General features: G+C 42.4%; 20 protein-coding genes. 12 read left to right on the top strand and 8 right to left on the bottom strand.

The features are described from left to right. Positions 1-25 precede the first annotated feature (25 nt). The 3 genes from PUQ00_RS03010 to PUQ00_RS03000 form a co-directional block, all read right to left on the bottom strand. Positions 26-1,738: a bifunctional diguanylate cyclase/phosphodiesterase gene (locus PUQ00_RS03010; RefSeq protein ID WP_300413007.1), complete on the bottom strand. Its 1,713-nt coding sequence runs from the start codon at positions 1,736-1,738 to the stop codon at positions 26-28. 353 nt (positions 1,739-2,091) lie between these two features. Continuing rightward, a complete protein-coding gene (locus PUQ00_RS03005; protein ID WP_300413006.1) occupies positions 2,092-2,793 on the bottom strand; it encodes a phosphorylase in 702 nt (233 codons plus the stop codon). Further along, on the bottom strand, positions 2,786-2,989 hold the full coding sequence (locus PUQ00_RS03000) for a hypothetical protein (RefSeq protein WP_300413136.1): 204 nt from the start codon (positions 2,987-2,989) through the stop codon (positions 2,786-2,788). Before PUQ00_RS03000 ends, PUQ00_RS03005 begins: the two co-directional genes overlap by 8 nt. On the opposite strand from PUQ00_RS03000, the gene PUQ00_RS02995 reads away from it, so the two are divergent. From PUQ00_RS02995 to PUQ00_RS02950, 10 genes are all read left to right on the top strand, one after another. Beyond that, positions 2,959-5,622: an efflux RND transporter permease subunit gene (locus PUQ00_RS02995; RefSeq protein WP_300413005.1), complete on the top strand. Its 2,664-nt coding sequence runs from the start codon at positions 2,959-2,961 to the stop codon at positions 5,620-5,622. The two genes, PUQ00_RS03000 and PUQ00_RS02995, sit on opposite strands and share 31 nt — an antisense overlap. Further along, complete coding sequence (gene hpnA, locus PUQ00_RS02990; protein ID WP_300413004.1) at positions 5,622-6,641, top strand: hopanoid-associated sugar epimerase; 1,020 nt, start codon at positions 5,622-5,624, stop codon at positions 6,639-6,641. Before PUQ00_RS02995 ends, hpnA begins: the two co-directional genes overlap by 1 nt. A gap of 122 nt (positions 6,642-6,763) precedes the next feature. Then, the gene (gene hpnH, locus PUQ00_RS02985) at positions 6,764-7,783 is read left to right on the top strand and encodes an adenosyl-hopene transferase HpnH (RefSeq protein ID WP_300413002.1); all 1,020 of its coding nucleotides are present in this window, start codon (positions 6,764-6,766) and stop codon (positions 7,781-7,783) included. Between the two features lie 711 nt (positions 7,784-8,494). Then, on the top strand, positions 8,495-9,016 hold the full coding sequence (locus PUQ00_RS02980; RefSeq protein WP_300413000.1) for a phycocyanin subunit beta: 522 nt from the start codon (positions 8,495-8,497) through the stop codon (positions 9,014-9,016). Between the two features lie 87 nt (positions 9,017-9,103). After that, on the top strand, positions 9,104-9,595 hold the full coding sequence (gene cpcA, locus PUQ00_RS02975) for a phycocyanin subunit alpha (protein ID WP_300412999.1): 492 nt from the start codon (positions 9,104-9,106) through the stop codon (positions 9,593-9,595). A gap of 166 nt (positions 9,596-9,761) precedes the next feature. Then, positions 9,762-10,574: a phycobilisome linker polypeptide gene (locus PUQ00_RS02970; RefSeq protein WP_300412998.1), complete on the top strand. Its 813-nt coding sequence runs from the start codon at positions 9,762-9,764 to the stop codon at positions 10,572-10,574. A gap of 117 nt (positions 10,575-10,691) precedes the next feature. Continuing rightward, on the top strand, positions 10,692-11,561 hold the full coding sequence (locus PUQ00_RS02965) for a phycobilisome linker polypeptide (RefSeq protein WP_300412997.1): 870 nt from the start codon (positions 10,692-10,694) through the stop codon (positions 11,559-11,561). Between the two features lie 96 nt (positions 11,562-11,657). Then, the gene (locus PUQ00_RS02960; protein WP_300412996.1) at positions 11,658-11,939 is read left to right on the top strand and encodes a phycobilisome linker polypeptide; all 282 of its coding nucleotides are present in this window, start codon (positions 11,658-11,660) and stop codon (positions 11,937-11,939) included. Continuing rightward, positions 11,914-12,759 (top strand): HEAT repeat domain-containing protein, encoded by an 846-nt coding sequence (locus tag PUQ00_RS02955; protein ID WP_300412994.1) that lies wholly within the window; start codon positions 11,914-11,916, stop codon positions 12,757-12,759. The genes PUQ00_RS02960 and PUQ00_RS02955 overlap by 26 nt, the downstream gene beginning before the upstream one ends. Positions 12,760-12,928: 169 nt before the next feature. Beyond that, a complete protein-coding gene (locus PUQ00_RS02950) occupies positions 12,929-13,657 on the top strand; it encodes a HEAT repeat domain-containing protein (RefSeq protein WP_300412991.1) in 729 nt (242 codons plus the stop codon). Between the two features lie 281 nt (positions 13,658-13,938). On the opposite strand, the gene PUQ00_RS02945 is transcribed toward PUQ00_RS02950, so the two are convergent. The 5 genes from PUQ00_RS02945 to PUQ00_RS02925 all read right to left on the bottom strand — a co-directional run bounded on the left by PUQ00_RS02945 (position 13,939) and on the right by PUQ00_RS02925 (position 20,860). Next, complete coding sequence (locus PUQ00_RS02945) at positions 13,939-14,598, bottom strand: 2OG-Fe(II) oxygenase (RefSeq protein WP_300412989.1); 660 nt, start codon at positions 14,596-14,598, stop codon at positions 13,939-13,941. A 28-nt stretch (positions 14,599-14,626) separates the two neighbouring features. Next, positions 14,627-15,469 (bottom strand): iron-siderophore ABC transporter substrate-binding protein, encoded by an 843-nt coding sequence (locus PUQ00_RS02940; protein ID WP_300412987.1) that lies wholly within the window; start codon positions 15,467-15,469, stop codon positions 14,627-14,629. 167 nt (positions 15,470-15,636) lie between these two features. Continuing rightward, positions 15,637-18,276 carry a TonB-dependent siderophore receptor gene (locus PUQ00_RS02935; protein WP_300412985.1) on the bottom strand — a complete coding sequence of 880 codons (2,640 nt, stop codon included), beginning with the start codon at positions 18,274-18,276 and terminating at the stop codon, positions 15,637-15,639. Positions 18,277-18,482: 206 nt separating this feature from the next. Next, the gene (locus PUQ00_RS02930) at positions 18,483-19,448 is read right to left on the bottom strand and encodes an AraC family transcriptional regulator (protein WP_300412983.1); all 966 of its coding nucleotides are present in this window, start codon (positions 19,446-19,448) and stop codon (positions 18,483-18,485) included. Between the two features lie 752 nt (positions 19,449-20,200). Beyond that, positions 20,201-20,860, bottom strand: a complete 660-nt coding sequence (locus tag PUQ00_RS02925; RefSeq protein ID WP_300413111.1) for a hypothetical protein — start codon at positions 20,858-20,860, stop codon at positions 20,201-20,203. 289 nt (positions 20,861-21,149) lie between these two features. On the opposite strand from PUQ00_RS02925, the gene pruA reads away from it, so the two are divergent. Together pruA and PUQ00_RS02915 are read left to right on the top strand one after the other, a co-directional pair. Continuing rightward, entirely contained in the window at positions 21,150-24,203 is a 3,054-nt protein-coding gene (pruA, locus tag PUQ00_RS02920) for an L-glutamate gamma-semialdehyde dehydrogenase (protein ID WP_300412981.1), read from the top strand. Positions 24,204-24,460: 257 nt separating this feature from the next. Further along, positions 24,461-24,907, top strand: coding sequence for a GNAT family N-acetyltransferase (locus PUQ00_RS02915; RefSeq protein WP_300412979.1), 447 nt, complete (start codon positions 24,461-24,463; stop codon positions 24,905-24,907). The last annotated feature ends 203 nt before the right edge of the window (positions 24,908-25,110 follow it).

Genomic DNA, 25,110 nt, shown 5'->3' with positions numbered 1-25,110 from the left:
GGTGATGCTCTGCTTAGGCATCCACCTATACTGGAATTATCTCCATCTGGTGAGAACTTTTCTGCAACATCGGGGCAATTATCTCAGCAGGGGCAGGACGACTGAAGTAGTAACCCTGACCTTCGTCACATCCCTGCAAATGCAGGTAGTCAAACTGTTCTTTGGTTTCCACACCCTCTGCTGTGATTTTCAACCGCAGGTTCTTTGCCAGAGCAATGATGGTATCGGTGATGGCGGCGCTATCAGGATTGGAGATGACATCCTGCACAAATGACTGATCAATCTTGAGCATGTTCACAGGAAAGCGTTTCAAGTAATTCAGGGAGGAATAACCGGTGCCAAAGTCGTCTAGAGCCAACCATATACCCAGTTCTCGTAATTGTTTTAAGATTTTAATTGATCGCTCAATGTCACCCATCAAGAAGCTTTCCGTCACTTCCAGTTCCAGATAAGATGCTTTGAGTCCAGTCTCCTGAAGAATTTGGCTGACGACATCAACCAGATTCGGTTGTTCAAACTGTCGAGCTGACAGATTTACAGATATCCGAATTGGGGTAAATCCAGCAAGCTGCCAAGCACGGTTTTGAGCACAAGCAGTTCGCAAGACCCATTGATCAATTGGTACAATCAAACCATTGGCTTCGGCAATGGGAATAAACTTTGCTGGAGAAATTAAACCTAAAGTAGGATGCTGCCAGCGAACCAACGCTTCCATACCTGTAACTTGTCCGTTCTGTAAATCAATCAGAGGTTGATAATAAACCAGCATTTCGTTGCGCTTCAGCGCTCCATGTAATTCATTTTCTAAGGTCAGTCGCTCCTGCAACTGAGCATTAATTTCCGGCGAATAGTATTGATATTGGCTACGCCCTTGCTGCTTCGCCTGATACAGTGCAATGTGAGCCTGTTGCAAGAGTTGATCTATGCTATTAAGATTATTTAGTTCATTAATTGTAATGCCGATACTGGCGGTGATATGAATTGATTTACCCTTTAAAAAAAAGGGTTTTCTCAGCGTACTAAACAGTAGTTGAGATAGCTTAATCACACTTTCAATAGAAATAATGTCCATGCGGGCAAGGACAAATTCATCTCCACTCAAATGACCAAGAATATCTGTTTGCGCCATACAGGCTGATAACCTCTGGGCAACTGCTCTTAACAACAAATTTGTTGTCTGATGCTCCAATGCATGACTCATATCAGTGAAATCATCAATAGCTAGCAAAAAGACAGCTACAAGGCGCTGGTTGTTTTCAGGTTGAGATATAGTTTGATGGAGGCGATCGCGGAATAAATCACGATTAGGTAATCCAGTTAAATCATCATAATTAGTGATGTAGTGAATTAACTCATCTAATTTGTGAAGAGTTTGTGAGGTATCCGCCATCAATGTACCCGCTTCATCAGCAAATTCTGTGGGCAATTCAGGCAGGGTTTTGGTGTTCAGATAATTTTCCAATGCAGCAGATGTCAAAATAACCGGTTTGAGCAGGTGGTTTAGGGCGTAGAGGGTAGCGGCCGTACCCGCTAACGTAGCTAATAGAGCAACGCTCATAACTCGCGCCACCATCTCCAAGGAATAAGAGTTTGAGATCACGAAACTCAAAAGTAAGGTCAGAAGTGGTATGTGAGTGCCCAAAAATGCCACCAACATGATTTTAGCTGTGTAACTTTTCTTGAGCCATCGGAAATTAGCTAGGAACGAGTACAAGTAGAGGTTGTGATTGAGGTTCATAAATTCTGCTCATAGTTGGCGAATTAGTTCCGAGCTATCCTGGCTAAAGAATATTTTTGATTCACAATCCAGTGTAATCAGCTCTCATGGAACCCAACCCTGATAAGGTTATATTTTATGCTTCCCAATATATGTTTCTACTTGATCTACCTAACGATAAAGTTTCTGTAAAACTTATTCCACAACGAATTTCACAATTAATAGGGAATTGTGTTGATTATTACCCTATTAGGATTGAACAGTGGGAAATGACGTGATCCAAGAGCAACACTAATTATAAATAAGTACGGATATTTACTTAAAAGCTTGGCGGAATACCGCCACTATTGCCTATGAAGGTAACAGCGTTATTATTACTTTGTCCGGCAATATCCGGTCAAATTTCGCGTAACTTGCTCTAACACCTTTAATGCTGTTAATGAACCTCGAATCAGCCGAGTAGCAGCAAGGGGTTGTCGAAGCATTCGCATTGCTAAAGGCAAAGGGTTTAGGGAGCCATCAGAGTTAATCGCTGATGTGAGATCAGGGATATTATGCTGACAATCGTCGCTGACTACTCGCAACATTGCCACGGACACCCCAGCCGTATTGAAAAACTCTAGGGCGGTAAATCCTTCCATATCAACAACATCAGCCGCCAAAGTCTCACCTAAACGGCGTTTTTCAGCAGCAGACCAGATGACGCGATCGCTTGTCAGTGACTTTACTAAGGATACTTTTTGTGATAAAGAAGAGTGCAATTGTGCTGTAAAAGTGCGATCGCATTCTTGCTGCTTCCCCTGATAAACACAATCTTGATACAGCACAATATCACCAACTTTGTAGCGATCGCTCAAGCTGCCACATATACCCATAATCAGCACTCTGGATTTTGGAGCCAGAAATTGTCCATTTACTAGGGATGCATGCAGATATTTGAGTAAAGGCTTCATCCCAACAGGTATGGCTACTACCGTCGGGATAGAGCCAGTAACGCCGCTTAATCCGCGACACACAGCTTTATATTCTGCTCCCTGAGGTACCAGAATTGTGTTGATGGGCAAAAAATTAGGCATTAGCCCTCTCCACAGTTTTGAAGTTTCCTTTTGGATTAAAAATTTGGCTATATGTGAGTGAGAATAAGTAGTATTGCCGTTTAGTAATAACCAAAACTCCTAAACCCAAGGTGATTGCTGTAGCATGACTAAATAATTGTGTCACCCACACGATAATTTTCCAAGATGGTAAAGCTTCATAACTCCAAATCCGCACGAGAACTCTTCAATATTTCCAAATTGGCAATTCAATTTTCGTGGCTGACGGTGAGTTTTTGGATTGCCGTAACGGTAGCTGGTATTCTGGCTTTCAGTTCCCTTAAGTATGCCTTGTTTCCAGATATTACCTTTCCAGTGGTGGTTGTGAATGCTACAGCCCCCCTGACAACTGCCCTGGATACCGAGGCGAAGCTCACCCAACCCCTGGAAGAACGCCTCCGTTCCCTAAAAGGACTGGAGAATATCCGCTCATCAACCTATCCTGGGCAAACTGCTGTTAGCCTTTCTTTTGCTGTTGGGACGAATTTAGAAACATCGACCAAAAAGGTTGAAACTGCCCTCAAGCAGTTGACTCTACCTCCGGGAGCAACTGACAAAATTATTCCCCTGAATCTAAACGAGTCAGCCGCCATTAGCTATGCCATAGAGAGTCAGACGCGGAATCTCAAAGATTTGACAAAGTTGGCGCAAGATGAGATTGTCAGTGCGATCGCTAAACTACCAGGAGTCCTGAAAGTCTCACTACTAGGAACTGCTACTGCAACCCCTGAGCTAAATCCAGCGGGGAGTGCAATCCCCCAAGGTGGGGCGACATTAGTGCGGTTTAACGGTGAAGATGCACTCGCATTTCAGGTAATCAAACGCGGTAGCGCTAACACCTTGGAAGTAGTGAGTCAGGTTGAGAAAGAAGTTCAAAGGCTACGCTCTACCCTTAAGGATGTCAACCTTACTTTAGCTGCCACCCAAGCAGAATATATCCGCCACGCCACCCAGTCAACAATCGATGCTTTGCTGGAAGCAGTCTTGTTGTCTATCGTAGTAATTTTTCCTTTTTTATGGAATTGGCGGGCAACTCTCATCTCTGCCTTGGCGATTCCCACATCTTTGTTGGCGACGTTTATCGTCATGGCGATTTTCGGCTTTAACCTGGAGACAATCACCCTGCTGGCTTTAGCTTTGGTGATTGGTAGTATTGTTGATGATGCGATCGTGGATGTAGAAAACATCATGCGACACGTTGAAGATGGAGAAACTCCTCGCCAAGCGGCGCTTTTAGCTACAAATGAGATTGGGTTGACAGTCACCGCAGCCACTTTGACAGCAGTAGCGGTTTTTCTGCCCATAGGTTTGATGGGTGGGGTAATCGGTCAGTTTTTCAAGCCCTTTGGCATCACTGTTTCAGCCGCAATGCTTGCTTCTATGCTAGTTGCTCGGACTTTATCTCCAGTTCTGGCTATCTACTGGCTGAAACCTAAATCCTCGCTCTCCCCGCGTCGGGAAGCAAAAATCTGGGTGGCCTTTACCCAATCTTACAGAAATTTGCTCAGTTGGTCTTTGAATCACCGGAAGATAGTTATCGGGTTAGCTGTCCTCAGCTTCATCGCAGGTATAGCACTGATTCCACTAATTCCTAAAGGGTTTATTCCCAAACTCGATCGCGGCGAATTTAATATTGCTTATACGGCTCCTTTGCCAAATATCCCTGATTTGGGCAGAGGGGGACAAGGCAGCGATATCCCCAATGCCCAATTCCCCATTCCCAATCCTTTAAATGATTCTCTTGAGGTTGCGAAGAAACTAGAAGAGATTGTGAGAAAATCACCGGCAGTTGAAACAGTATTTACCACTGTTGGTTCTCGCGAGGGTGAGCCGAACAAAGGCATACTATATGTAAAGTTAAAGGAAAACCGGACAATCACAACTGCGGAACTACAAGACCAATTGCGCTCCTCCTTACCTGCTCTTGCTGGGGTAACTACTAGTGTTGAAGATATTCAATTTGTCGATTCCGGCGGTCAAAAACCCCTGCAAATAGCATTACAAAGTAATAATCTCCAAGCTCTGAGCAAAGCAGTCAAAGCGATAAAAGAGAAGATTCAGAGGTTACCGGGATTCGCTGATGTCACAATTACAGGTGAAACAAATCCGCAGGGCACAGTTTTTCAGATCGAGCGTCTGAATAATCAGCGCGTAGCCTACATCAGTGCTAATCTAGGCAAGGATCTGTCCTTGGGTGATGCCACTGACAAAGTGGTAGCTGAAGCAAAGGCGGTGCTACCCTCTGATGTTTCCTTAAATTTAGGGGGAGACTCTGCCCGTCAAGATGAAGTTTTTGGCAGTTTCGGCACTACTCTGGCTTTATCTGCCCTGTGCATTGTTGTGGTATTAATTTTGCTGTTCAAAAGCTGGGTAGACCCTCTGGTTATTGGTGTCTCTTTGCCTTTGGCACTAGTGGGGGCAATGTTGGCGCTACTAATCACCAAGAGCGATTTTGGCATGATCTCACTGATCGGTTTCGTCTTTTTGCTGGGGCTGGCAAATAAAAATGCGATTTTGCTTGTAGATTTTATCAACCAGTTACGCAACGCTGGTTTAGACCGCACGGAGGCAATCCTCAATACCGGATTAGTGCGCCTCAGACCAATTATGATGACCACGGCCTCCACTATTTTAGGGATGCTACCGATCGCCTTAGGTTTGGGTGCTGGTTCCGAATTGCGATCGCCTATGGCTGTAGCGATCGCTGGTGGACTAGTAACTTCAACTATCCTCAGCTTGATTGTTGTGCCAGTAGTTTACACCATTTTGGATGATTGGTTTCCCCGATTTCAGAAGAGGGCGATAGATTGATGCAAGTTTTTGTCACGGGGGGTACGGGTTTTATTGGTGCCCATTTGGTACGGTTGTTACTGCAACAGGGTTACACAGTCAAAGCACTGGTACGGCATAGCAGCAATTTGGAGAATCTACGCGGTTTGGAGGTGGAAATTGTCAAAGGCGATTTGAATTCACCAAATCTCTGGCAACAGATGGGAGGTTGTCAATACCTATTTCATGTGGCAGCCCATTATTCCCTGTGGCAAACAGACCGAGAGTTACTCTATCGTCACAATGTTCTGGGTACGCGTAATGTGTTGGCAGCAGCTCGCAACGCTAACATTGAACGCACCGTCTACACGAGTTCAGTGGCAGCAATTGGGGTAGGATCATCTGGTCAAGTCGTCGATGAAACACATCAGAGTCCCTTAGAAAAGTTGGTAGGTGACTACAAAAAGTCTAAGTTTCTGGCTGAACAAGAAGCCATGCAAGCCGTTGCTACAGGTCAGGAGGTAGTTATTGTCAATCCCAGCAGCCCGATTGGCTCGTTAGATATCAAACCTACCCCCACGGGTGATATAATCTTGCGGTTTTTACGACGACAAATGCCCTTTTACTTAGATACTGGTCTAAATTTTATCGATGTTCGTGATGTGGCATGGGGGCATTTACTGGCTTTGCAACGGGGTAAATCAGGCGATCGCTATATCTTAGGACACCAAAACCTCAGTTTAAAGCAACTGCTTGAACAACTCGCCGAGATCACCGATTTAAGCGCACCTCAACGAACTGTACCCGCTTGGTTGCCCCTTAGTGTTGCCTGGGTTGATGAAAAGATTCTCGCACCATTGGGAAAATTGCCCTCAGTGCCATTGGATGGCGTTCGGATGGCGAAACAACCTATGTATTACGATGCCACAAAGGCTGTACGAGAATTGGGTCTACCTCAATCTTCACTGAAGGCGGCACTCAAGGATGCTGTCGATTGGTTTGTTGCTCAAGGTTACGTCAACCCCAGAGGGGAATTCAAAATTCGTCTTGGAAAGTTCTGAGCAAAGGAAACTTCCGCTCAGACTTTCCGCAAAATTCAAAATTCAAAATTCAAAATTAAAGACCCCACAGATAAATCTTGGGGTTGAGAAAGGGGTGTTTTGATCTACAGAGGAGTAATCGAATGGCAGTTAATATACAACAAGCTATGGATATTGGGAAGTATCTTATTACGCAGCGTTTGAAAGGACGTAAACGCTTCCCTTTAGTATTAATGTTGGAACCTCTTTTTCGGTGTAATCTAGCTTGTACTGGTTGTGGTAAAATCCAACATCCAAAGGAAATTTTAAAGCAAAATCTCACTCCAGAACAGTGTTTTGCCGCAGTGGAAGAGTGCGGCGCACCGGTTGTCTCAATTCCTGGGGGAGAACCTCTGCTACATCCACAAATTGATCAAATTGTCCAGGGATTAATTGAGCGCAAGAAGTACATCTACTTGTGTACCAATGGTTTATTGTTAGAAAAGAGTCTGGATAAGTTTCAACCTTCCCCTTACCTAACTTTTAGTGTGCATTTAGATGGGATGCGGGAGTTGCACGATCATTGCGTCGATCGGCAAGGTGTTTTTGATATTGCTGTCAAAGCTATTCGCGCTGCTAAAGCTAAAGGCTTTCGAGTTACTACTAACACCACTATATTTGAAGGTACTCAACCCAAAGATATGCAAGAGTTCTTCGACTTTCTGGAAACACTAAATACTGACGGGATGATGATTTCTCCCGGTTACAGTTACGAGTGGGCACCAGATCAAGATCATTTTCTCCACCGTGAACAAACACGCGCCCTCTTCCGGGAAATTCTCGCTCCATATAAAGCTGGTGAAAAAAGCTGGAACTTCAATCACAATCCGCTATTCTTAGATTTTCTCACTGGTGAAAAGGACTACGAATGCACGCCTTGGGGTAGCCCTAGTTATAGCGTTCTCGGTTGGCAAAAACCTTGCTATCTACTGAACGAAGGTTATTACTCTACCTTCAAGCAATTACTGGCAGAAACTGACTGGAGTCAATACGGCCAGAAGAGTGGTAATCCCAAGTGTGCTGATTGTATGGTTCACTGCGGCTATGAACCCACTGCCGCAATCGATGCAATGCAGCCGCAAAATATGGCGCGTGCTCTTGGCAGTGTGTTTGGCAGAAATTAGTCGGTAGTAAATGCTAGATTTTCCAGGGTGCGATGCCTGCGGCACCCTGGAAACATTATCTTCTGGTTCGTAGCGCTTAATGAAAATTACTTTTAGCTAATAGATTCTGTAGCTGGGGCTACTTGATTATACTTAGATTAGGGCGCGCGATCGCAAATTAGGGCGCGTGCCCTTGGCGGCAGCTAGGAAGTAGCTAATGTTACAAAAATCAAAGATGCCGCAGCTACGCCCGCCCCAGGCATCGCATTCTTTAAGGGATTTCCCAGAAACCAAAAATAAATTATCCCATCTTTGGCGGTGGAGAGAACTCAATAGGGTTCGGTTAGCTTGTTCAGCACTCGAAGATCCCCCTAACAGCGTAGATACTTAGTGCCAGAGGCTTTTTATAACAGAGAACATAATGTAAAGTTATGTAAATGAAATTAACAAACATAACAATAATTTGTAATAAATAATGATGCGGCAGCATTGTATAAAGAGAACTTGGAAGTAAAAAACAACATCTTAATCAGGTTTTTCAGTAGTTCGTGGAAGTTTGAAGTTTTCTAACAAAAGTTTTAATCTGAAAGCCTGGAGATCGTAAACTTATTTCTTGGGTGTCTGTTTTAAACCTTTCGTAACTCGTCAGGCAGTGCTGGCATCAAAAAAAACTGAACCATTCAGTTTAGAGTCCAATAATTCTTAACCAAGCAAATTAGGAGATTTAACGCAATGGTTTTAGATGCATTTGCAAAAGTAGTTTCCCAAGCTGATACACGTGGGGAATATCTCTCCGATGCACAATTGGATGCATTGAGCGAACTAGTCAAAGATGGTAACAAGCGTACAGATGCTGTTAACCGTATTACCAGCAATGCGTCTGCTCTTGTTGCTGCTGCGGCTCGTGATTTGTGGGCAGAACAACCCCAATTGATCACTCCCGGTGGTAATGCTTACACCAGCCGTCGCGCTGCTGCTTGCATTAGAGATTTGGACATCATTCTTCGCTATATCACCTATGCTATCTTTGCTGGCGATTCCAGCGTGCTAGATGACCGTGCCCTGAATGGATTGCGGGAAACCTATTTAGCATTGGGAACTCCAGGAGGGTCAGTTGCTGTTGGTATTCAGAAGCTGAAACAAGCTTCCCTGGCCATTGTCAATGATACAAACAACATCACCAGAGGAGATTGCAGCGCTCTGTCATCTGAAATAGCTAGCTATTTTGATCGCGCTGCTGCTGCTGTGGCTTAAGCCAAGCATTGCTGATGTTGACTAAATAATTGTCCATAGGACAAAACAAAATTTCAACCATAAAGTTTGTGAAAGGGAAATACCAAAATGACAAAAACACCTCTAACTGAAGCAATTGCATCGGCTGATTCTCAAGGGCGCTATCTCAGCAGCACCGAGATTCAAGTTGCTTTTGGTCGCTTCCGCCAAGCGCCAGCTAGCTTACAAGCAGCAAAAGCCTTGAGCGCCAATGCTCAACGGTTGAGCGAAGGTGCAGCTCAAGCGGTGTATAACAAATACCCTTACACCACTCAACAACAAGGTCCAAACTTCGCGTCTGATTCACGCGGCAAAGGCAAGTGCGTACGTGATGTCGGCTACTACTTGCGGATTATCACATACGCTTTAGTTGTAGGTGGCACAGGTCCATTGGATGATTTCTTGATTTCTGGCTTGGCTGAAATCAACCGGACTTTTGATCTTTCTCCTAGCTGGTACATTGAAGCTCTCAAGTACATCAAAGCTAACCACGGCCTAAGTGGTGATCCAGGTGTTGAAGCAAATTCTTACATCGACTATGTAATCAATACTCTAAGCTAGAGTGTTTCTTTAGCCCGGAGAGGAAATCAGCTCTTATGACTGACAAGTAAGTTCTATGAGTTGTTTACCTCTCCGGGCAGTTTTATTTTCAAAAAACTGTTAAAAGACTAGAAAAAAATTTTCTAAAAAGTTTTCAGTTTTGCAGTTAAAACTGAGGAGGTTAAAGATGGCGGCTTTGGGACAAGCAGCAAGATTAGGGATTGGAGCATTTGAAAACTCAGCACTGGTAGAACTACGTCCCGATAGAACAGAAGCGGATGTAGCAGTGGTTATCCGGGCGGCTTACCGTCAGGTATTGGGTAATGCATACCTACTGGAAGGAGAGCGTCTTGTCAATGCAGAATCACTGTTGCAGCAAGGTACAATCTCAGTTCGGGGATTTGTGCTAGCCATTGCTCAATCGGAACTCTATCGGGATAAGTTTTTCCACTCTAACTCCCAAACTCGGTTTATCGAGTTGAATTATAAACATTTATTGGGGCGTGCCCCGGAAGATGAGTCAGAGATTTCGTACCATGTTGAGCTTTACAACTCACAAGGTTATGAAGCTGAGATTGATTCCTACATTGACTCATTAGAATATCAAGAAAGTTTTGGCGAAAATATTGTGCCCTACTATCGAGGCTTTAAAAGTCAAGTAGGACAGAAAAACGTTGGATTTAGCCGACTGTTCCAACTGTATCGGGGTTATGCCAATAGCGATCGCGCTCAAGGACAAAAACAAGGACGGCTAACCTGGGAAGTGGCTAAGAATCTGGCTTCACCCATTTATCCAGTCTCCGCCGGAGCCTTAACAGGACTCTCTACAGGTGGTCGCGGGGAAACATACCGTATCAGAGTGCTACAAGCAGCTTCCCCAAACTCGACTGTAGTGCGGCGGGGTACTGCGGAATTGATCGTACCCTACGAGCAACTTTCTAGTAAATTGCAGCAGTTGAATCGCAAGGGCAGTAAAGTGATTAGCATTACAGCCGTATAAATAGGGGCTGGGGTGGGGAGTAGGGAGTAGGGAGTAGGGAGTAGGGAATTTTACCACTCCCGACTCTTCATTCCCGACTCCCCTTACCAATTACCAATTACAAAAGGGAAATTACCAATGGCTATTACAACAGCAGCGTCCCGTCTGGGGACAGAGCCTTTTAGTGATCAGGCTCCTGTAGAATTGCGTCCAAATGCAACCAAAGAAGACATTGAGAGAGTAATTGCTGCCGTCTATCGTCAGGTGTTAGGCAACAATTACATATTGGCATCTGACCGCCTTACAAGTGCTGAATCTATCCTGCGTGATGGAAAAAATACAGTGCAAGAGTTTGTGCGTCAAATAGCTAAATCTGAACTGTACAAATCCAAGTTTTTCTACGACAATTTCCAAACTCGCGTCATCGAACTGAACTATAAACATTTGTTGGGTCGTGCCCCCTATGATGAGTCTGATGTGGTCTATCACTTAGACTTGTACCAAAACAAGGGATATGAAGCCGACATTGATTCTTATATTGATTCGCCAGAGTATCAATCTAACTTTGGTGAAAATATTGTGCCTTACTATCGCGGCTTTAAAACGCAAACAGGACAGAAAACTGTCGGATTTAGCCGAATATTCCAACTTTATCGTGGCTATGCCAGTAGCGATACCTCCCAACTCAAAGGCAAGTCCTCACGCCTTGCTAGCGAACTAGGTCGCAATAGTGCATCCATCGTTGTTCCTCCCTCCGGTGGCCCTTCAGGCTTTTCATACGTTGCTTCTGAAAAAGGCGTTACCCCTAACAGTACTTTCGGTGGTGCGGGAACTTTTGGTAAAGAAGGTAGACTCTACCGTATTGAAGTGGCAGGCGTTTTTGGAGCTGGCTATCCTAGCACCCGCCGTGTCAATCAAGCGGTGATTATACCATATGAAGAACTATCTAGTTACTTCCAGAGAGTGGTAAAACAAGGTGGTAAAATCGCCAGTGTGAAGCCACTTTAGTGTCAATAGTCAATAGTCAATAGTCAATAGTCATTAGTCAATAGTCATTATTAAGGACAAAGGACTAATGACAATTTAGAATTAGGAATTAATTTTATGGTTGGACCAATTAGTAATAGAACGAGTAGTCGCTACTTTCGGTATGAAGTAGTGGGTCTGCGCCAAAGCGAAGAAACCGAAAAAACTAACTATCCCATTCGTTCTAGTGCCACTGTGTTTTTCACAGTGCCTGAGAACCGGATGAATAAAGAAATGCAGAGGATTACTCGCTTAGGTGGCAAAATAGTCAGCATTCAGCCATTGAACGCTGAGGCTAAAACAGATAGCGAACAGAGCAATCCTCCTTCTTCTAATGAATTCAAGTCCGCAGAAATTTGAAGATTTATCACCGACAGATGATTTTGCCAACGGTGAATCTTTAACAGTAGAGCAAGCTCTAGCTAATCTTGAGAGTGCAGATTTAGGTCTGCGCTTTTATGCTGCTTGGTGGTTAGGCAGGTTTCGCATAGGTGAACCAGCTGCGGTTACAGGACTGATTAAAGCGTTAGAGGATGAGGCCGATCGCACACCAGAAGGCGGATATCCTCTGCGACGGAACGCAGCTAGGGCTTTAGGGAAACTAGGCGATCGCCAGGCAGTATCACCTTTAATTCGGTGTTTAGACTGCTCAGATTTTTATGTCCGGGAAGCGGCGGCACAATCTTTAGAAATGTTGGGTGAGCCGCTTTGTATTCCTGCCCTGATTAAACTATTAGTAGTAGGTTTGCAGGGAGAGCAACTCAGATCAAACCAGCCTGATTTATCTCAACCTTATGATGCCATCTTAGAAGCCTTGGGAACTTTGAAGGCGACTGAGTTTATCCCTTTGGTAAAGCCATTCTTAGAGCATCCAATCGAATTGGTGCAATATGCTGCCGCACGAGCTATGTATCAATTAACTCAAGAACCTGTTTATGGAGAACGGTTGGTAAAGGCTTTAGGGGGTGAGAAATTACAATTGCGTCGAGCAGTGTTGGCAGATTTGGCAGCGATTGGATATTTACCCGCGGCAGATGCGATCGCCCAGACTCTCGCCGAGAATAGTCTGAAGCTAATTTCTCTTAAAGGACTATTAGAATATCAAGTTAACCATACAGCAACAAGCACTTTCTCAGCAGGTGCGATTAAAGTCATGAATTTGATGGATTCCTTGTTGTAGTCATAATTTTCCAATAATCAGTTCTAATTAATACGTTTAAACTAAATGTCTATTACACATAAACCCCGAACCCAAATGCAAAATAGGGCTAGGGGTTTTATGTATGATGCCAACTACGGATAACTTAAGCTACAATTGGCTGACGACTAATGACTCATGAAAAATTCTTATGAATAACAGTGATCTTGCCCAAATATTAATCCGTGCTGTGCAAGAAGCAGACTCCTCAGAGCGCTTATTAGACGCAGTTCAAGAGTTAGCAGCAGCTGGTATAGAGGAATCTATTCCCACTCTGATTGCAGCCTTGGGCTACAACAATCCAGGGGCGGCAGTGGCGGCGGTAGATGGACTAATTGCGATCGGAGAAGCCGCAGTACCGCCATTATTGGAACTAATTGATCACTACAACTACGGTGCTAGAGCCTGGGCTATTCGTGCCTTAGCGGGAATTGGCGATGTCCGAGCGCTGGATACCTTATTAGAGGCAGCAAAAACCGATTTTTCCTTAAGTGTGCGGCGGGCAGCTGCCAGGGGATTAGGCACTTTGCTCTGGCATCAAGTACCGCCTGAGAAGCTGGAATCTGTTCAGACTCAGGTATTAGAGGCGCTATTACTAATTTGTCAAGATCCAGAGTGGGTAGTACGCTATGCAGCAGTGACGAGTTTAGAAACACTAGCCATTGCTATAGCAGTTACTTTACCCGATCAAGCCTCGCGGATTACAAATCAACTTCAGAAAATGCTCGATACAGATGTTGATCTGGGAGTTCGCACCCGTGTAAGATTTGCACAGGAGAAAATTCAGCCGCAACAACATCAAGAAGTGTTTGCACCGAAAAAAAAGCTACAAGAGACTGAAGTGCCGGAAGTGCCTTATCGTGGTGGTGGCAGACGTTAAGCAATTCGTTTATTGCCGATTCCAATTGCATAGAATACAGCTTGTCGTGATCTAGACAGGCTTTCACGTTAAGTTGACACCAATGCCTTCACCCCTGATCCGATCAGTGGAGAACTGTGGTACATCAAAGCGTGATAAAAACTCCCACCCCCCAGACGTTTCGGAAATAGAGCCAGCGATTCGATATTGAGGAAAACTTTTTGGATGACAAGGCAGGTGGCTTTGAGTTGGAACGCTCTCAATTTAAGCAAAATTCTCCTCAGAGTTTGCTAAACAAAAACCTAAGACTCTGGCAGCCAAAAGCAAGTCTGTAGATGCAGACGGTGTTGAGTTGCATTAAGGGAAATAGGGGAAACCATGTGCCAGGAGCGATCGCAACGTACAATAACAGCTGAATATTGCGGCAAGGGTGGAACTTCTTTAACTACAGATGTAGTCTGATTATCTTTAAGAATTCGGAAACACCCTCCCCAATCTATATTCCATCCCTCATTTAAATAGAAAAGATGAGTTACATGTTTACGGGGGATATCTGTATGAGGACGGTTCCAGAACCCTAAATCATGTCGTGTTAAATAAATTGTTAGTGAATGGTTTTTCAAATCCAAATTAGTAAGATGCTCCATCGCCTCTCGATAATTAGGAGTGAGAAGTTGTTCAATCAATTTTTGCCAACTAAAACTCAGATCCTTGATATCTTGTAGACCTTTGTACTTACTTTCATCCAGAATGCAGCGTGCAAAAAACCTGTAGTCATTATATGTATATTCCGGGTATTCATCTGGCTCAAAGTCTATAGCATGATATTCTTTATAGTTTGTAGTCGGAAAACTATTTGTTAGTTCAGATTGTACTGAAGTGTCAAGCAAGTTTTCAAACACAATCCATTTATAAGGAATTGACTGCATAGTTGCATTACTAATTGCACTCAAGTTCAACATGATCCTTCTTAAAAAACTTTCAAATAGTTTATTGCTGTTTAACTAAATATCGCTCAAAATCGTCTATCATCCGATTGGCTGCAAGGGGGCCAAACTGAACCCAGTAAAACCCCACCTCATGAACTTTTTCCTGTTGGACAACTTTCAACTTTGACCACAACGGTTCTGCTTTGAGTTGCTCAAGTATTGAGTGTAAATCCCTTGTGCCCAGTGCGTCTTCTGATACTAGAAATAAAATATCCCCATCTAACTCACTCAGGAGTTCGTTTGATAAAGCATAGGCAGCAGGGCCACCCCCTAGACTTAGGGTTGCTTGACTATCCAAAGTTTGAGAGTAAGGACGTGCAACACCCGCATCTTTAAGAATAACTCCTGAAAAACTTGCCTTCGCCCACAGCCAAAGTGCATCAGTACGCAATTCGGCAACCGAGACTAAAGTTGTGTTCAGGCGATCGCCCATTTTTGCTTTAAAGTGTGTCAAACGTGCATAATAATTATCCATTACCTGTTGGGCTGTTTTAGTTTTACCCAGAACACTGGCTGTGAAAGCAAAAGATTCTTTCCAAGCTCCACTGGCTCCAGGAGGAGCCAAAACAGTGGGTGCAATGTGTGATAAAAGTGGATAAATATCTTGATGAAAATGCATACCAAGAATTAGGTCTGGCTTAAGAGCCAATATCTTTTCGATACTAGGAGAGAGCCAATCTACATCTTCAATACCTGATAGCGGGCCTACTAATCGCTGCAATTGTGAGACAAATAACTTTGAGGCAGCTATAGGTTTGATCCCCAACGCCAAAGCATTTTCTAAACAACGACCACTAAGCACAACAACTCGTTGAGGATGAGCAGGAACTATTGTCTTACCCATAAAGTGCTGAACTACTCGAACCTGACTTAAAGAAGAAACACTCTTAGAATGGCTAACTTTTGGGTAATTAAAAAAGAAACAGCCGTTTAGCCACACTACCACAGCAAGCAATCCTAAAAGGGGCAGGCATCGGACAAAACACTTGGTTAACCAATGAGTTGTTCTCATTAAAGTTCCCACTTCACTGACAACTCAGCTGTATACGGACGACCAGGAATAATTCTTTGGAGATAGTCAAAGCTTGCTTCATAATATCGAACATTAAATATGTTATTCAAGTTGAGTCCAACGCTAAAGTTATTATTCCGATAGTACAGAGCTGCATCGGTGAGAAAGTAGCTTGGGATCGTAAATGTATTTGAACTATCTGGCTTATTATCTCCAACGTAGTTAAAGCCAATTCCACCTCCAAAACCTTTGAGAGAGCCAGTACCAAAGGTGTAAGTTGTCCACAAACTAGCGACATGAGCTGGTACTCCTTCTACTCGATTCCCGACTGGAATGTTATTGTCTTTGGTAACGCGTGCATTTGTATAACCGTAGAAGCCAATTACATTCCAACCAGGAAGAATCTCTCCAGTCACACTCAGTTCTACTCCCCGACTTCTTTGTTCTCCTGTTTGCACATCAAAATCGGGATCGATAGGATCGGTAGTCAAAATGTTAGTTAGTGTCAGTTGATATAAAGCAAGTGTTGCTGAGAGTTTATTATTAAATAAATCAGTCTTAACGCCCACTTCATACTGAGTACCCAGCTGTGGTTTAAAAAGGCTGTTATCTCGACCTGCACCCGTTACTTGTTCAAAAGAGCGGCTGTAGCTGGCGTAGAGTGAGACAGGCGTTATGGGTTGATAAACTATGCCTACCCTTGGACTAAAGGCAGAATCAGACTGGATACTCGTCGTTGAAGCAATCCGATCAGCAGACTCATTCTCTACCAAGTCATAACGTCCACCCACAAGTAGTTTGAGGTTATTGGCAAGTGTCACTTGGTCTTGAAGATAAAAGCCTAAAGCATCATCTCTATAGTAGATATCAATTCTTCCAAGAGTATCACCTAGTGGTTGACCATACACTGGGTTAAAGACATCAAGAGGGGCCGCAGCTGTTCTAACTATACCACTCCTTCGAGTTTGTCTGAATAAGTCAAACCCCACCAAAAGTTTATGTTTAATACTACCAGTGTTAAAATCACCAACAACATGAGTATCTAAAGTATAAGCTTCATACTCTGTTGGCTTTGAATAAGTAAACTGTGTTCTTTCGACAGTGCGGTTGTCTGCTTCCAGTAGACTAGAAACATCTGTATTACGTAAATCAAGGGTTAAAAATGCAGCTTGAAATGAATTACTAATAGACCAGTTATCGTTAAAGCGATGTTCTAGATTGTAATTATATCTATTAAGCTGGCGGTTAAAGAAATCAGTCGGTTCCCCTAAATAACGGTTAATAGGGATTTTGCCATTTGGGTTAGGAAGTATAGTTGCACTAGCAATCTGCTCAGAATCAGGACCTGGCGACTGATGTATGTCTTCATATTCTGAATCAAAAGTTAGATTTGTATTTTTCCCTATTCGCCAATTAATAACAGGCGAAACGAAAAAACGCTTTTCATTATAAAAATCAGTAAAATCTTCTGCGGTTCTGTAAGAAGTGTTTAAACGATACGACAGACTGCCATCTTTTGTTAGAGGACTAGAAAGGTCAAGTGAAGGTTCAAAAAGTTCATAACCACCACGCCTTACCTCTAAGGCATAGTAAGGTTGACTCAAAGGCTTTTTAGTAACTATATTAATGATCCCACCTGGATTGACTTGACCATAAATTACAGAGTTTGGCCCTCTAACAAGTTCTACTCTATCTATATTTGTCAGCGAACTTGAAAAAGCAGCAACATCTGCAAAGCGGTCTTTGACACCGTTTCTATAAACGTTTCTGGCTGTAAAACCTCGAATCAAAAAAGTATCTTCAATTCGAGATGAAAAATTATTTTGGACAACGCCAGCATTTCTGAGTATCCCAATTAAGTTACGCGGTTGTTGGTCTTCGATAACCTGCTGAGGAATCACCTGAACCGAAGCAGGAATATCACGCAATGGTGTATCTGTTTTCGTTGCAGTAGTAGCATCTGGTATCCGATAACTTGTATCTGGTGGAGCAGTCACAATTAACTCAATGGGCTTTTCTGGCTCTATTGTAGATGGTTTTTGTTCTGGCGTTGTTGTTGGCTGTTGAGCAGTAGAAGTACTAGGGGTCACTCCAAAAACTAAACCTTCTTTTGTACTATCAAACAACTCCACCACAGGCGCAAAAGCTTCCCCAGTCACCGTTACTCGCAATGTGTTCGCATCTAAATTTGCAACTGTTACTTCTGCAATTCCGCCTACTGGCTTTTCTTGTCTAAAATCCCCACTTCTTAGTTGCAACTTAGCATTAGGGATATCTGCAATATAGGAATTACCCTCAATTTTCGGTAAAACTTGTAATTTGAGAGAATTAGCTGTGACTAAAATTAACTCTATCCCTTTATCAGTAGAGTTAACCTTCACATCCGTAACTAATACTACATCTGTAGTTGCTTGACTAAGTTCGGGAAATTTGTTCTGTCTGGGTACTCTCCATAAATATGAAGCATTAGTTTTAGGAAGCTGTAGCTGATTCAATCTTGGAATTTCTTTGAAAGCTTCACCTGAGCGTACTAAAGTTTTTTTGACTAACGGTTGTTCAGAATATGCTGGATTGGCTAAAGTTAGAAAAACAACAGATATTAACCAGCAAACAGCAGGATATGGTAGTCTGATAAACATTTTTACACACACTATTTAGGGAATACTAAGTATCTAAATTGAGAATTAAGTATAATTTTCCTTTCAGTCCATAGCTCGCAATTACTATTACTAACTAAGTTGGTGAAAAAATGTATTTATACCAACCCAATTATTGTAAAAATATATAACTTTTCAGTGTTTGCGTCTTATTCGAGCCGGAATTTTTTTTATTCCATCGGGAATTTTTATCTCTGACAGGACTTAGGACTTACCCCAAACTTCTTACGAAAAGCATTACTAAATGAAGGTAAGCTAGCATAACCTACTGTTCTGGCTACTTCTGTGACATTCATATTTCTTTCAATAAGCAGCTTATAAGCTAGTTCCATTCGGCAGTGATGCAGATAGCCAAATACCGTAGTCCCAAAAACCTGCTTAAAGCCTTGCTTCATTGTGCAATCATTTAAACCAACTTGTCGTGCTAGTTCGATAAGAGAGGGTGGGTTGTCTAAATGTTTCAACAAAATTTCCCTAACATCATAGATGCAGTCAATATCTGATGGTTTGAGTGGATTAATCTGCAAGCAACCTTGGTTGATTTGTACTTCTTGATCAACTACCATTGCAACTAGTTCCCAAATCTTACCTTCAAGATAAATTTGTTTAGTAAAGCCTTGGTAAGGACATTGAAGAATTTGCTGCACTGCTATTTGCATTGCGGGAGTTTGAGTTCCATAGCGTTCATAAGTCGGTTGATCCCAACGTCTAATAAGATGTTCTAATTCTGTTGGAAGTTTACCAGATGTATTTTCTGTAAAGTAGCGAAATGCATTTGGATGTATGTGAACAGCTACTTCTACTATTCGCTGTGATTTAGCCTCGAATACATCACACTCAGATGCCATCCCACTACCACTCAAAAAGTATTCTCCGGTCTTGAACTCAAGGTCTTTAAATTCGCTCTCTACCAAAATAAAAAATCGAAATTCTAATGGATGTTTTCGCTCATGACATTTTAAAATTAATGATTTGGGCTGCTGATAATTGGAAATGTCTAAAGATATGCCATCTCGTAGCTGAATCTGTTGCCAATACCCTTCGCCAAATTGATATTTTCTGGTAATATCAAAACTATCTAAAATATTATTCTGAATTATGTCTGCTTGGTATAGTAGTTTTAAATAATCTAATTGTGAAAGGATAAGTGTCATAGTAATAGTAACTTTGTAAAGTTTTGAGATGTTATTGTTATTTATATTTTAGAATTGTTGATGGCTGTACTAAATTGTTGAATATCAAAATTAGATAAACCTTTTTGATAGGAATGACACTAGAATTTATAATTATTTTTTAGCTGAATAACATCTTTTTAGTAGCAATGAGTGATTGCCATAAAAAAATGTTCTTTTTATTCAGTTTATCTGGTAATATTGGTGGATCTATAGCAATCCTAAACGAGTTGTGAAAAATATAGATAAGGAAACGAACTGCGTTCGCGCAGCGTCTCGTAGAGAAGAACGCAAAGGACGCAAAGGGAAGAAAAAAGAAAGAAATATATAATTTTCACAAATGATTTAGGACTGCTATATCTGTCTTAATAAAGTAAAAATCAAAAAACCATATTGATTAATTAAATTTGATTTTGTCGGACTAAAATTTATCCAATCACAAATTAACTAAAAATCTTTTGTTTCAAAAGATTATAGCTAACTCTCTGCTCATGGCGTTGCCAGACTAACTAATAATAGTTAAAATTATCACTGAAGCAAGTATTGAAATGTAATCAATTTAACAGTTTAATCAATTTTTACCAACAATGGCGGTATCCTGAGAAAGCAAGTCTTAATTCAAGAGATGGATTGCGATGCCGTTCGCAAAGCGTCTCGTAGAGAAGGCGGTTCGCTTCGCGACCATCGCACTTACAAGATGATGAACAATTTGCCAGGTGATTACCCAGTCTTTATCAAAAACTCCATCCTGAAGCCAAAGACCGAATTTCTCCCTGGATATTACCACGGGCAGATGGTTCGGCGAACTCTGACATTAAAGGCGTAAAGTAGATATGCGATCGCTGTAAAAATTCCTCTAAAACCTGCCGACGACCTGTGATATACTCTGCCTCTGCCACCCAGCCATATTCCTGGCGAATGGCATGGGCATATTCTGGATATTCCACTAGGTTAGTAGCCAAGATTGCTAAATCTGCATCAAGTAGAACTTGGCAATCATAGTCATCCACCGCAGCTTGGTGGTTTTTAGTGTTCAGAATCAGACGGGTGACAGTAGTTATGGTACTTTCTGGAATACCCAAATTACTTAGCAATTCAAAAGCATAGTCTGCGCTTCGTTCTTCATTATCTTCAGCTTGAGAGTTATACACTACATCATGAAACCAGGCAGCTAGTTGAACAGCAGCTAGGTTGTTGGTGTAGCCTTGCAAAATCTGAATTGTGCTGAGGACGTGATCAATGTGTTTCAATGTATGGTAGTACCGACCAGGGGTAGAGTAAGCTACAACCAAGGAATTAAAGGCTTTCTCAGCCGCTACCTGTTCAACACCAAAGGGTTGGAGTGTGTGTTGCCACTTAGAAAATAAGATATGCGTGAGGTTTTCTGTATGCATAAACATAGTATTCACAATAGTATTCACACTCTTAATATGACGTTAGAAATAGATCAACAAAAGGATAACACTTGTGATTGAATTGGGCATTGGGCATTGGGCATTGGGCATTGGTTATTAATTCTTGTCCCTCCTGCTTCACTTGTCCTCCTCATCTCCCTCATCTCCCTCATTCTCTGCACTCCCTACTCCCCACTCCCCACTCTCCACTAGATATATGAAAGCGTCAAAATAGAAGACATAGGCTTTGTACAAAAAGCCTTGCCTTGATTAACGGAGTTTATTATCTGTGGTATTACAAGTACAAACAAGCACCTACGAAGCTAAAACCCAAGAAATTGCTAAACAACTTCTTGCCGCGACGCAGGAAAATCGTTCGTTTTTTTCTTCCCTGCGGGATCAAATGCGCTGGGATGATAAATTACTAGCTTGGGCAATGAGTAATCCTGGGTTGCGGGTGCAACTATTTCGCTTTATAGATACGCTACCTGCTTTGCATAGTAAATCAGAAATTGCCTCACATTTACAAGAATATCTTGGAGATGAATCTGTAGAATTACCGGCAGCTTTGAAGGGAATGCTCAACTTTGCTAACCCCGACTCTATGCCAGGACAAGTTGCTGCTACAACCGTTGGTACTGCGGTTGAGACTCTTGCTCATAAATATATTTCTGGGGAAAATATTAAACAAGTCATCAAAACAGTTGAACGACTGCGAAAAGAAAAAATGGCTTTCACCATCGACTTACTTGGTGAAGCGGTGATTACGGAAGCTGAAGCGCAGTCTTATCTAGAACGCTATCTAGAATTAATGCAACAATTGGTGGAAGCATCGAAGAGTTGGACAGCTATCCCGGCTATTGATGAGGCTGATGGCGAACTCATCCCAAAAGTTCAGGTTTCTGTGAAGTTAACGGCGTTTTATTCCCAATTTGACCCATTAGATGCTAAAGGTAGTGAGGAGCGAGTTAGCGATCGCATTCGTATTCTCTTACGTCGTGCTAAAGAATTAGGCGCGGCTGTGCATTTTGATATGGAACAGTATGCCTATAAGGACATCACTCTCAGCATCCTGAAAAAACTGTTATTGGAAGAAGAGTTCCGACAACGCACAGATATTGGCATAACAGTTCAAGCATATCTGCGTGATAGTGAGCAAGATACTAAAGATTTAATTTCTTGGTTGAAACAGCGTGATTATCCCCTGACAATCCGCTTGGTGAAAGGCGCATATTGGGATCAGGAAACTATCAAAGCAGCGCAGAAGCATTGGCCACAGCCAGTTTACAACGATAAAGCGGCAAGTGATGCTAACTTTGAAACCATCACTCAATTATTGCTAGAAAATCATCAATATGTGTATTCTGCCATTGGTAGCCATAATGTGCGATCGCACTCTCGCGCCATTGCCATCGCTGAAAGTTTAAATATCCCCCGCCGTCGCTTTGAATTACAAGTCCTCTACGGTATGGGTGATAAAGTTGCAAAGGCTTTAGTTGACAGGGGTTATCGAGTCAGAGTTTACTGTCCCTACGGTGAATTATTACCTGGAATGGCGTATTTAATTCGCCGGTTGTTGGAAAATACAGCTAATAGTTCTTTTTTACGGCAAAATCTCGAAAATCGACCGATTGAAGAATTATTAGCACCGCCGATTGTCAAAGAAGAGAACTCTTTAACTCCTAACGTACAGACGCGATTAATGAGCCAGCGCGTTGCGGGGGTTCCCCCCGTTGTAGCGACTGGCGTCGCGTCTCTCCAAACTCCTAACTCTCATTTCCTCGGTGCTGCTGATACCGATTACGCTAAAGAAGAAATGACAAGAAAATCTACACAAGCTTTCCAAAACGTTCGTCAACAGTTGGGTAAAACTTATTTACCCCTGATTAATGGCGAGTATATTAATACGCCGGAATTTGTCGATTCTCTGAATCCTTCTAATTTCAGTGAGGTAGTTGGTAAAGTTGGGTTGATTAGCGTTGAACAAGCAGAACAGGCGATGCAAGCTGCGAAAGCGGCGTTTCCTGGTTGGAAGAAAACACCAGCTAAACAACGCGCTGATATTTTGCGCAAAGCGGGAGATTTGATGAAACTCCGCCGCGCCGAACTTTCAGCTTGGATGGTTTTAGAAGTTGGGAAACCAGTTAAGGAAGCTGATGGAGAGGTTTCTGAGGCGATAGACTTTTGTCGGTACTATGCTGACGAGATAGAACGGTTAGATGAAGGTGTTAATTACGACATACCTGGTGAAAATAACCGTTATATTTACCAGCCACGAGGCATTGTTGTAGTTATTTCTCCCTGGAATTTCCCGTTAGCGATCGCTTGTGGGATGACTGTTGCAGCTTTGGTTTCAGGCAATTGCACTCTCCTCAAACCGGCGGAGACATCTTCTGTAATTGCCGCAAAACTCACAGAAATTTTGGTAGATGCTGGTTTTCCTAAAGGTGTATTTCAATACGTACCTGGTAAGGGTTCGCAAGTCGGCGCTTATTTGGTAAATCATCCAGATACTCATGTAATTGCTTTTACGGGTTCCCAGGAAGTCGGCTGTCGAATTTACGCAGAGGCAGCAATTTTGAAACCTGGACAAAAGCATATGAAGCGGGTGATTGCTGAAATGGGCGGCAAGAATGCCATTATTGTCGATGAAAGTGCTGATTTAGACCAAGCAGTTGTGGGGGTAGTGCAGTCGGCATTTGGTTACAGTGGGCAAAAATGTTCTGCTGCCTCAAGGGTGATCGTGCTGCAACCAATTTATGATATCTTTGTGCAACGGTTGGTGGAAGCGACAAAATCCTTGAACATTGGGGAAGCAGAGTTACCGAGTACACAAGTTGGGCCGGTGATTGATGCTAATGCCCGCGATCGCATCCGCGAGTATATTGAGAAAGGTAAGGCAGAAGCAGAAGTGGCGTTGGAGTTACCAGCACCCGAACAAGGATATTTTATCGGGCCAGTCATCTTTAGTGAAGTCTCGCCAAATGCGGTAATTTCCCAGCAAGAAATTTTTGGGCCTGTGCTGGCAGTAATTCGGGTACAAGATTTCCAGGAAGCCTTAGCAGTCGCCAATGGTACAAACTACGCCTTAACTGGCGGACTTTACTCTAGAACACCTTCGCACATTCAGCAGGCGCAGACAGAGTTTGAAGTTGGGAATTTGTACATTAACCGTAACATCACAGGAGCGATCGTTGGACGGCAACCCTTTGGTGGATTCAAACTTTCGGGAGTAGGTTCTAAAGCAGGCGGCCCTGATTACCTCCTACAATTTTTGGAACCACGCGCCGTGACAGAAAATATTCAGCGCCAAGGTTTTGCACCAATAGAAGGCGCAGATTAAACTACAAGAGTAGGTAGGGCATATGCCCTACTTATTGTATGTAGTAACCGCAGAGTAAAACTAAATCAACAAATTCTTCCCTAAATCTCTCTAAAGTTTATCTTTGCTTTGCAAGCATATTTCAATCACATCCCTTATGGCTTAACCGAAACTAAACGCCCCTGGACAAGAAGATGCCGACATCCTTGATGGAAGGGGGAAGAAATCACTATTCTTAACTTTAAGTAAGTAAATGTCAAGTATTTTGGAGCAGTTTAATGAGTAATTTAGTTATAAAAGTTGCTGAATTACCTCAAGATTTTCCGGCAATTCAAGCAATTAGGATAGCGGTATTTCAAGAAGAACAAGGTGTAGATCCCGCTTTAGAATTTGATGGCAAAGATGAACTATCTGATCATCTAATTGCTTATTTAAATGAGGAAGTTGTGGGTACTACCAGAATTAGATATTTAGATGAGAGAACTGCCAAAATAGAAAGACTTGCTGTTTTGTCTACATCTAGAGGACAAGGTATTGGTAAGAAAATTATGATAAAAGCACTAGAGGTTATAGCTAATAAAAATATTCCAGAAGTAGTGATTCATGCTCAAGAATATGTGAAAGATTTATACAAAAAATTGGATTTTGTCGAAGACGGAGAAATCTTTGAAGAAGCCAGTATTCCCCATGTGAAAATGAGGAAAAGTTTCTTACCATCAAAGTAAAATATCCTAGATATTTTTTCACTAATTGGTCATGAAAAAATGTATTTTTATAAGAAGAATTCAGAACTCAGAATTCAGTATGAATTCTGTACGAGTGGGTGACGAATATTGGTTAAAACCTCGCCCGAAGTTAAGCGAAAAAAATTAAAATATTCTCGCCTTAAAACTCTATCCCTTTATGGGTAGAGTATTCTGAATTCTGA

This window comes from Nostoc sp. S13 (assembly GCF_029379315.1).
Classification (GTDB): domain Bacteria; phylum Cyanobacteriota; class Cyanobacteriia; order Cyanobacteriales; family Nostocaceae; genus Nostoc.
Note: the sequence above shows the minus strand (reverse complement) of the source record. Positions and strands in the feature narration are given on the sequence as shown.

Coding starts and splice junctions, on each gene's coding strand:
- PUQ00_RS03010 (WP_300413007.1), bottom strand. CDS start 1,738: ATGAACCTCAATCACAACCTCTACTTGTACTCGTTCCTAGCTAATTTC.
- PUQ00_RS03005 (WP_300413006.1), bottom strand. CDS start 2,793: ATGCCTAATTTTTTGCCCATCAACACAATTCTGGTACCTCAGGGAGCA.
- PUQ00_RS02995 (WP_300413005.1), top strand. CDS start 2,959: ATGGTAAAGCTTCATAACTCCAAATCCGCACGAGAACTCTTCAATATT.
- hpnA (WP_300413004.1), top strand. CDS start 5,622: ATGCAAGTTTTTGTCACGGGGGGTACGGGTTTTATTGGTGCCCATTTG.
- hpnH (WP_300413002.1), top strand. CDS start 6,764: ATGGCAGTTAATATACAACAAGCTATGGATATTGGGAAGTATCTTATT.
- PUQ00_RS02980 (WP_300413000.1), top strand. CDS start 8,495: ATGGTTTTAGATGCATTTGCAAAAGTAGTTTCCCAAGCTGATACACGT.
- cpcA (WP_300412999.1), top strand. CDS start 9,104: ATGACAAAAACACCTCTAACTGAAGCAATTGCATCGGCTGATTCTCAA.
- PUQ00_RS02970 (WP_300412998.1), top strand. CDS start 9,762: ATGGCGGCTTTGGGACAAGCAGCAAGATTAGGGATTGGAGCATTTGAA.
- PUQ00_RS02965 (WP_300412997.1), top strand. CDS start 10,692: ATGGCTATTACAACAGCAGCGTCCCGTCTGGGGACAGAGCCTTTTAGT.
- PUQ00_RS02960 (WP_300412996.1), top strand. CDS start 11,658: ATGGTTGGACCAATTAGTAATAGAACGAGTAGTCGCTACTTTCGGTAT.
- PUQ00_RS02955 (WP_300412994.1), top strand. CDS start 11,914: ATGAATTCAAGTCCGCAGAAATTTGAAGATTTATCACCGACAGATGAT.
- PUQ00_RS02950 (WP_300412991.1), top strand. CDS start 12,929: ATGAATAACAGTGATCTTGCCCAAATATTAATCCGTGCTGTGCAAGAA.
- PUQ00_RS02945 (WP_300412989.1), bottom strand. CDS start 14,598: ATGTTGAACTTGAGTGCAATTAGTAATGCAACTATGCAGTCAATTCCT.
- PUQ00_RS02940 (WP_300412987.1), bottom strand. CDS start 15,469: ATGGGTAAGACAATAGTTCCTGCTCATCCTCAACGAGTTGTTGTGCTT.
- PUQ00_RS02935 (WP_300412985.1), bottom strand. CDS start 18,276: ATGTTTATCAGACTACCATATCCTGCTGTTTGCTGGTTAATATCTGTT.
- PUQ00_RS02930 (WP_300412983.1), bottom strand. CDS start 19,448: ATGACACTTATCCTTTCACAATTAGATTATTTAAAACTACTATACCAA.
- PUQ00_RS02925 (WP_300413111.1), bottom strand. CDS start 20,860: ATGCATACAGAAAACCTCACGCATATCTTATTTTCTAAGTGGCAACAC.
- PUQ00_RS02915 (WP_300412979.1), top strand. CDS start 24,461: ATGAGTAATTTAGTTATAAAAGTTGCTGAATTACCTCAAGATTTTCCG.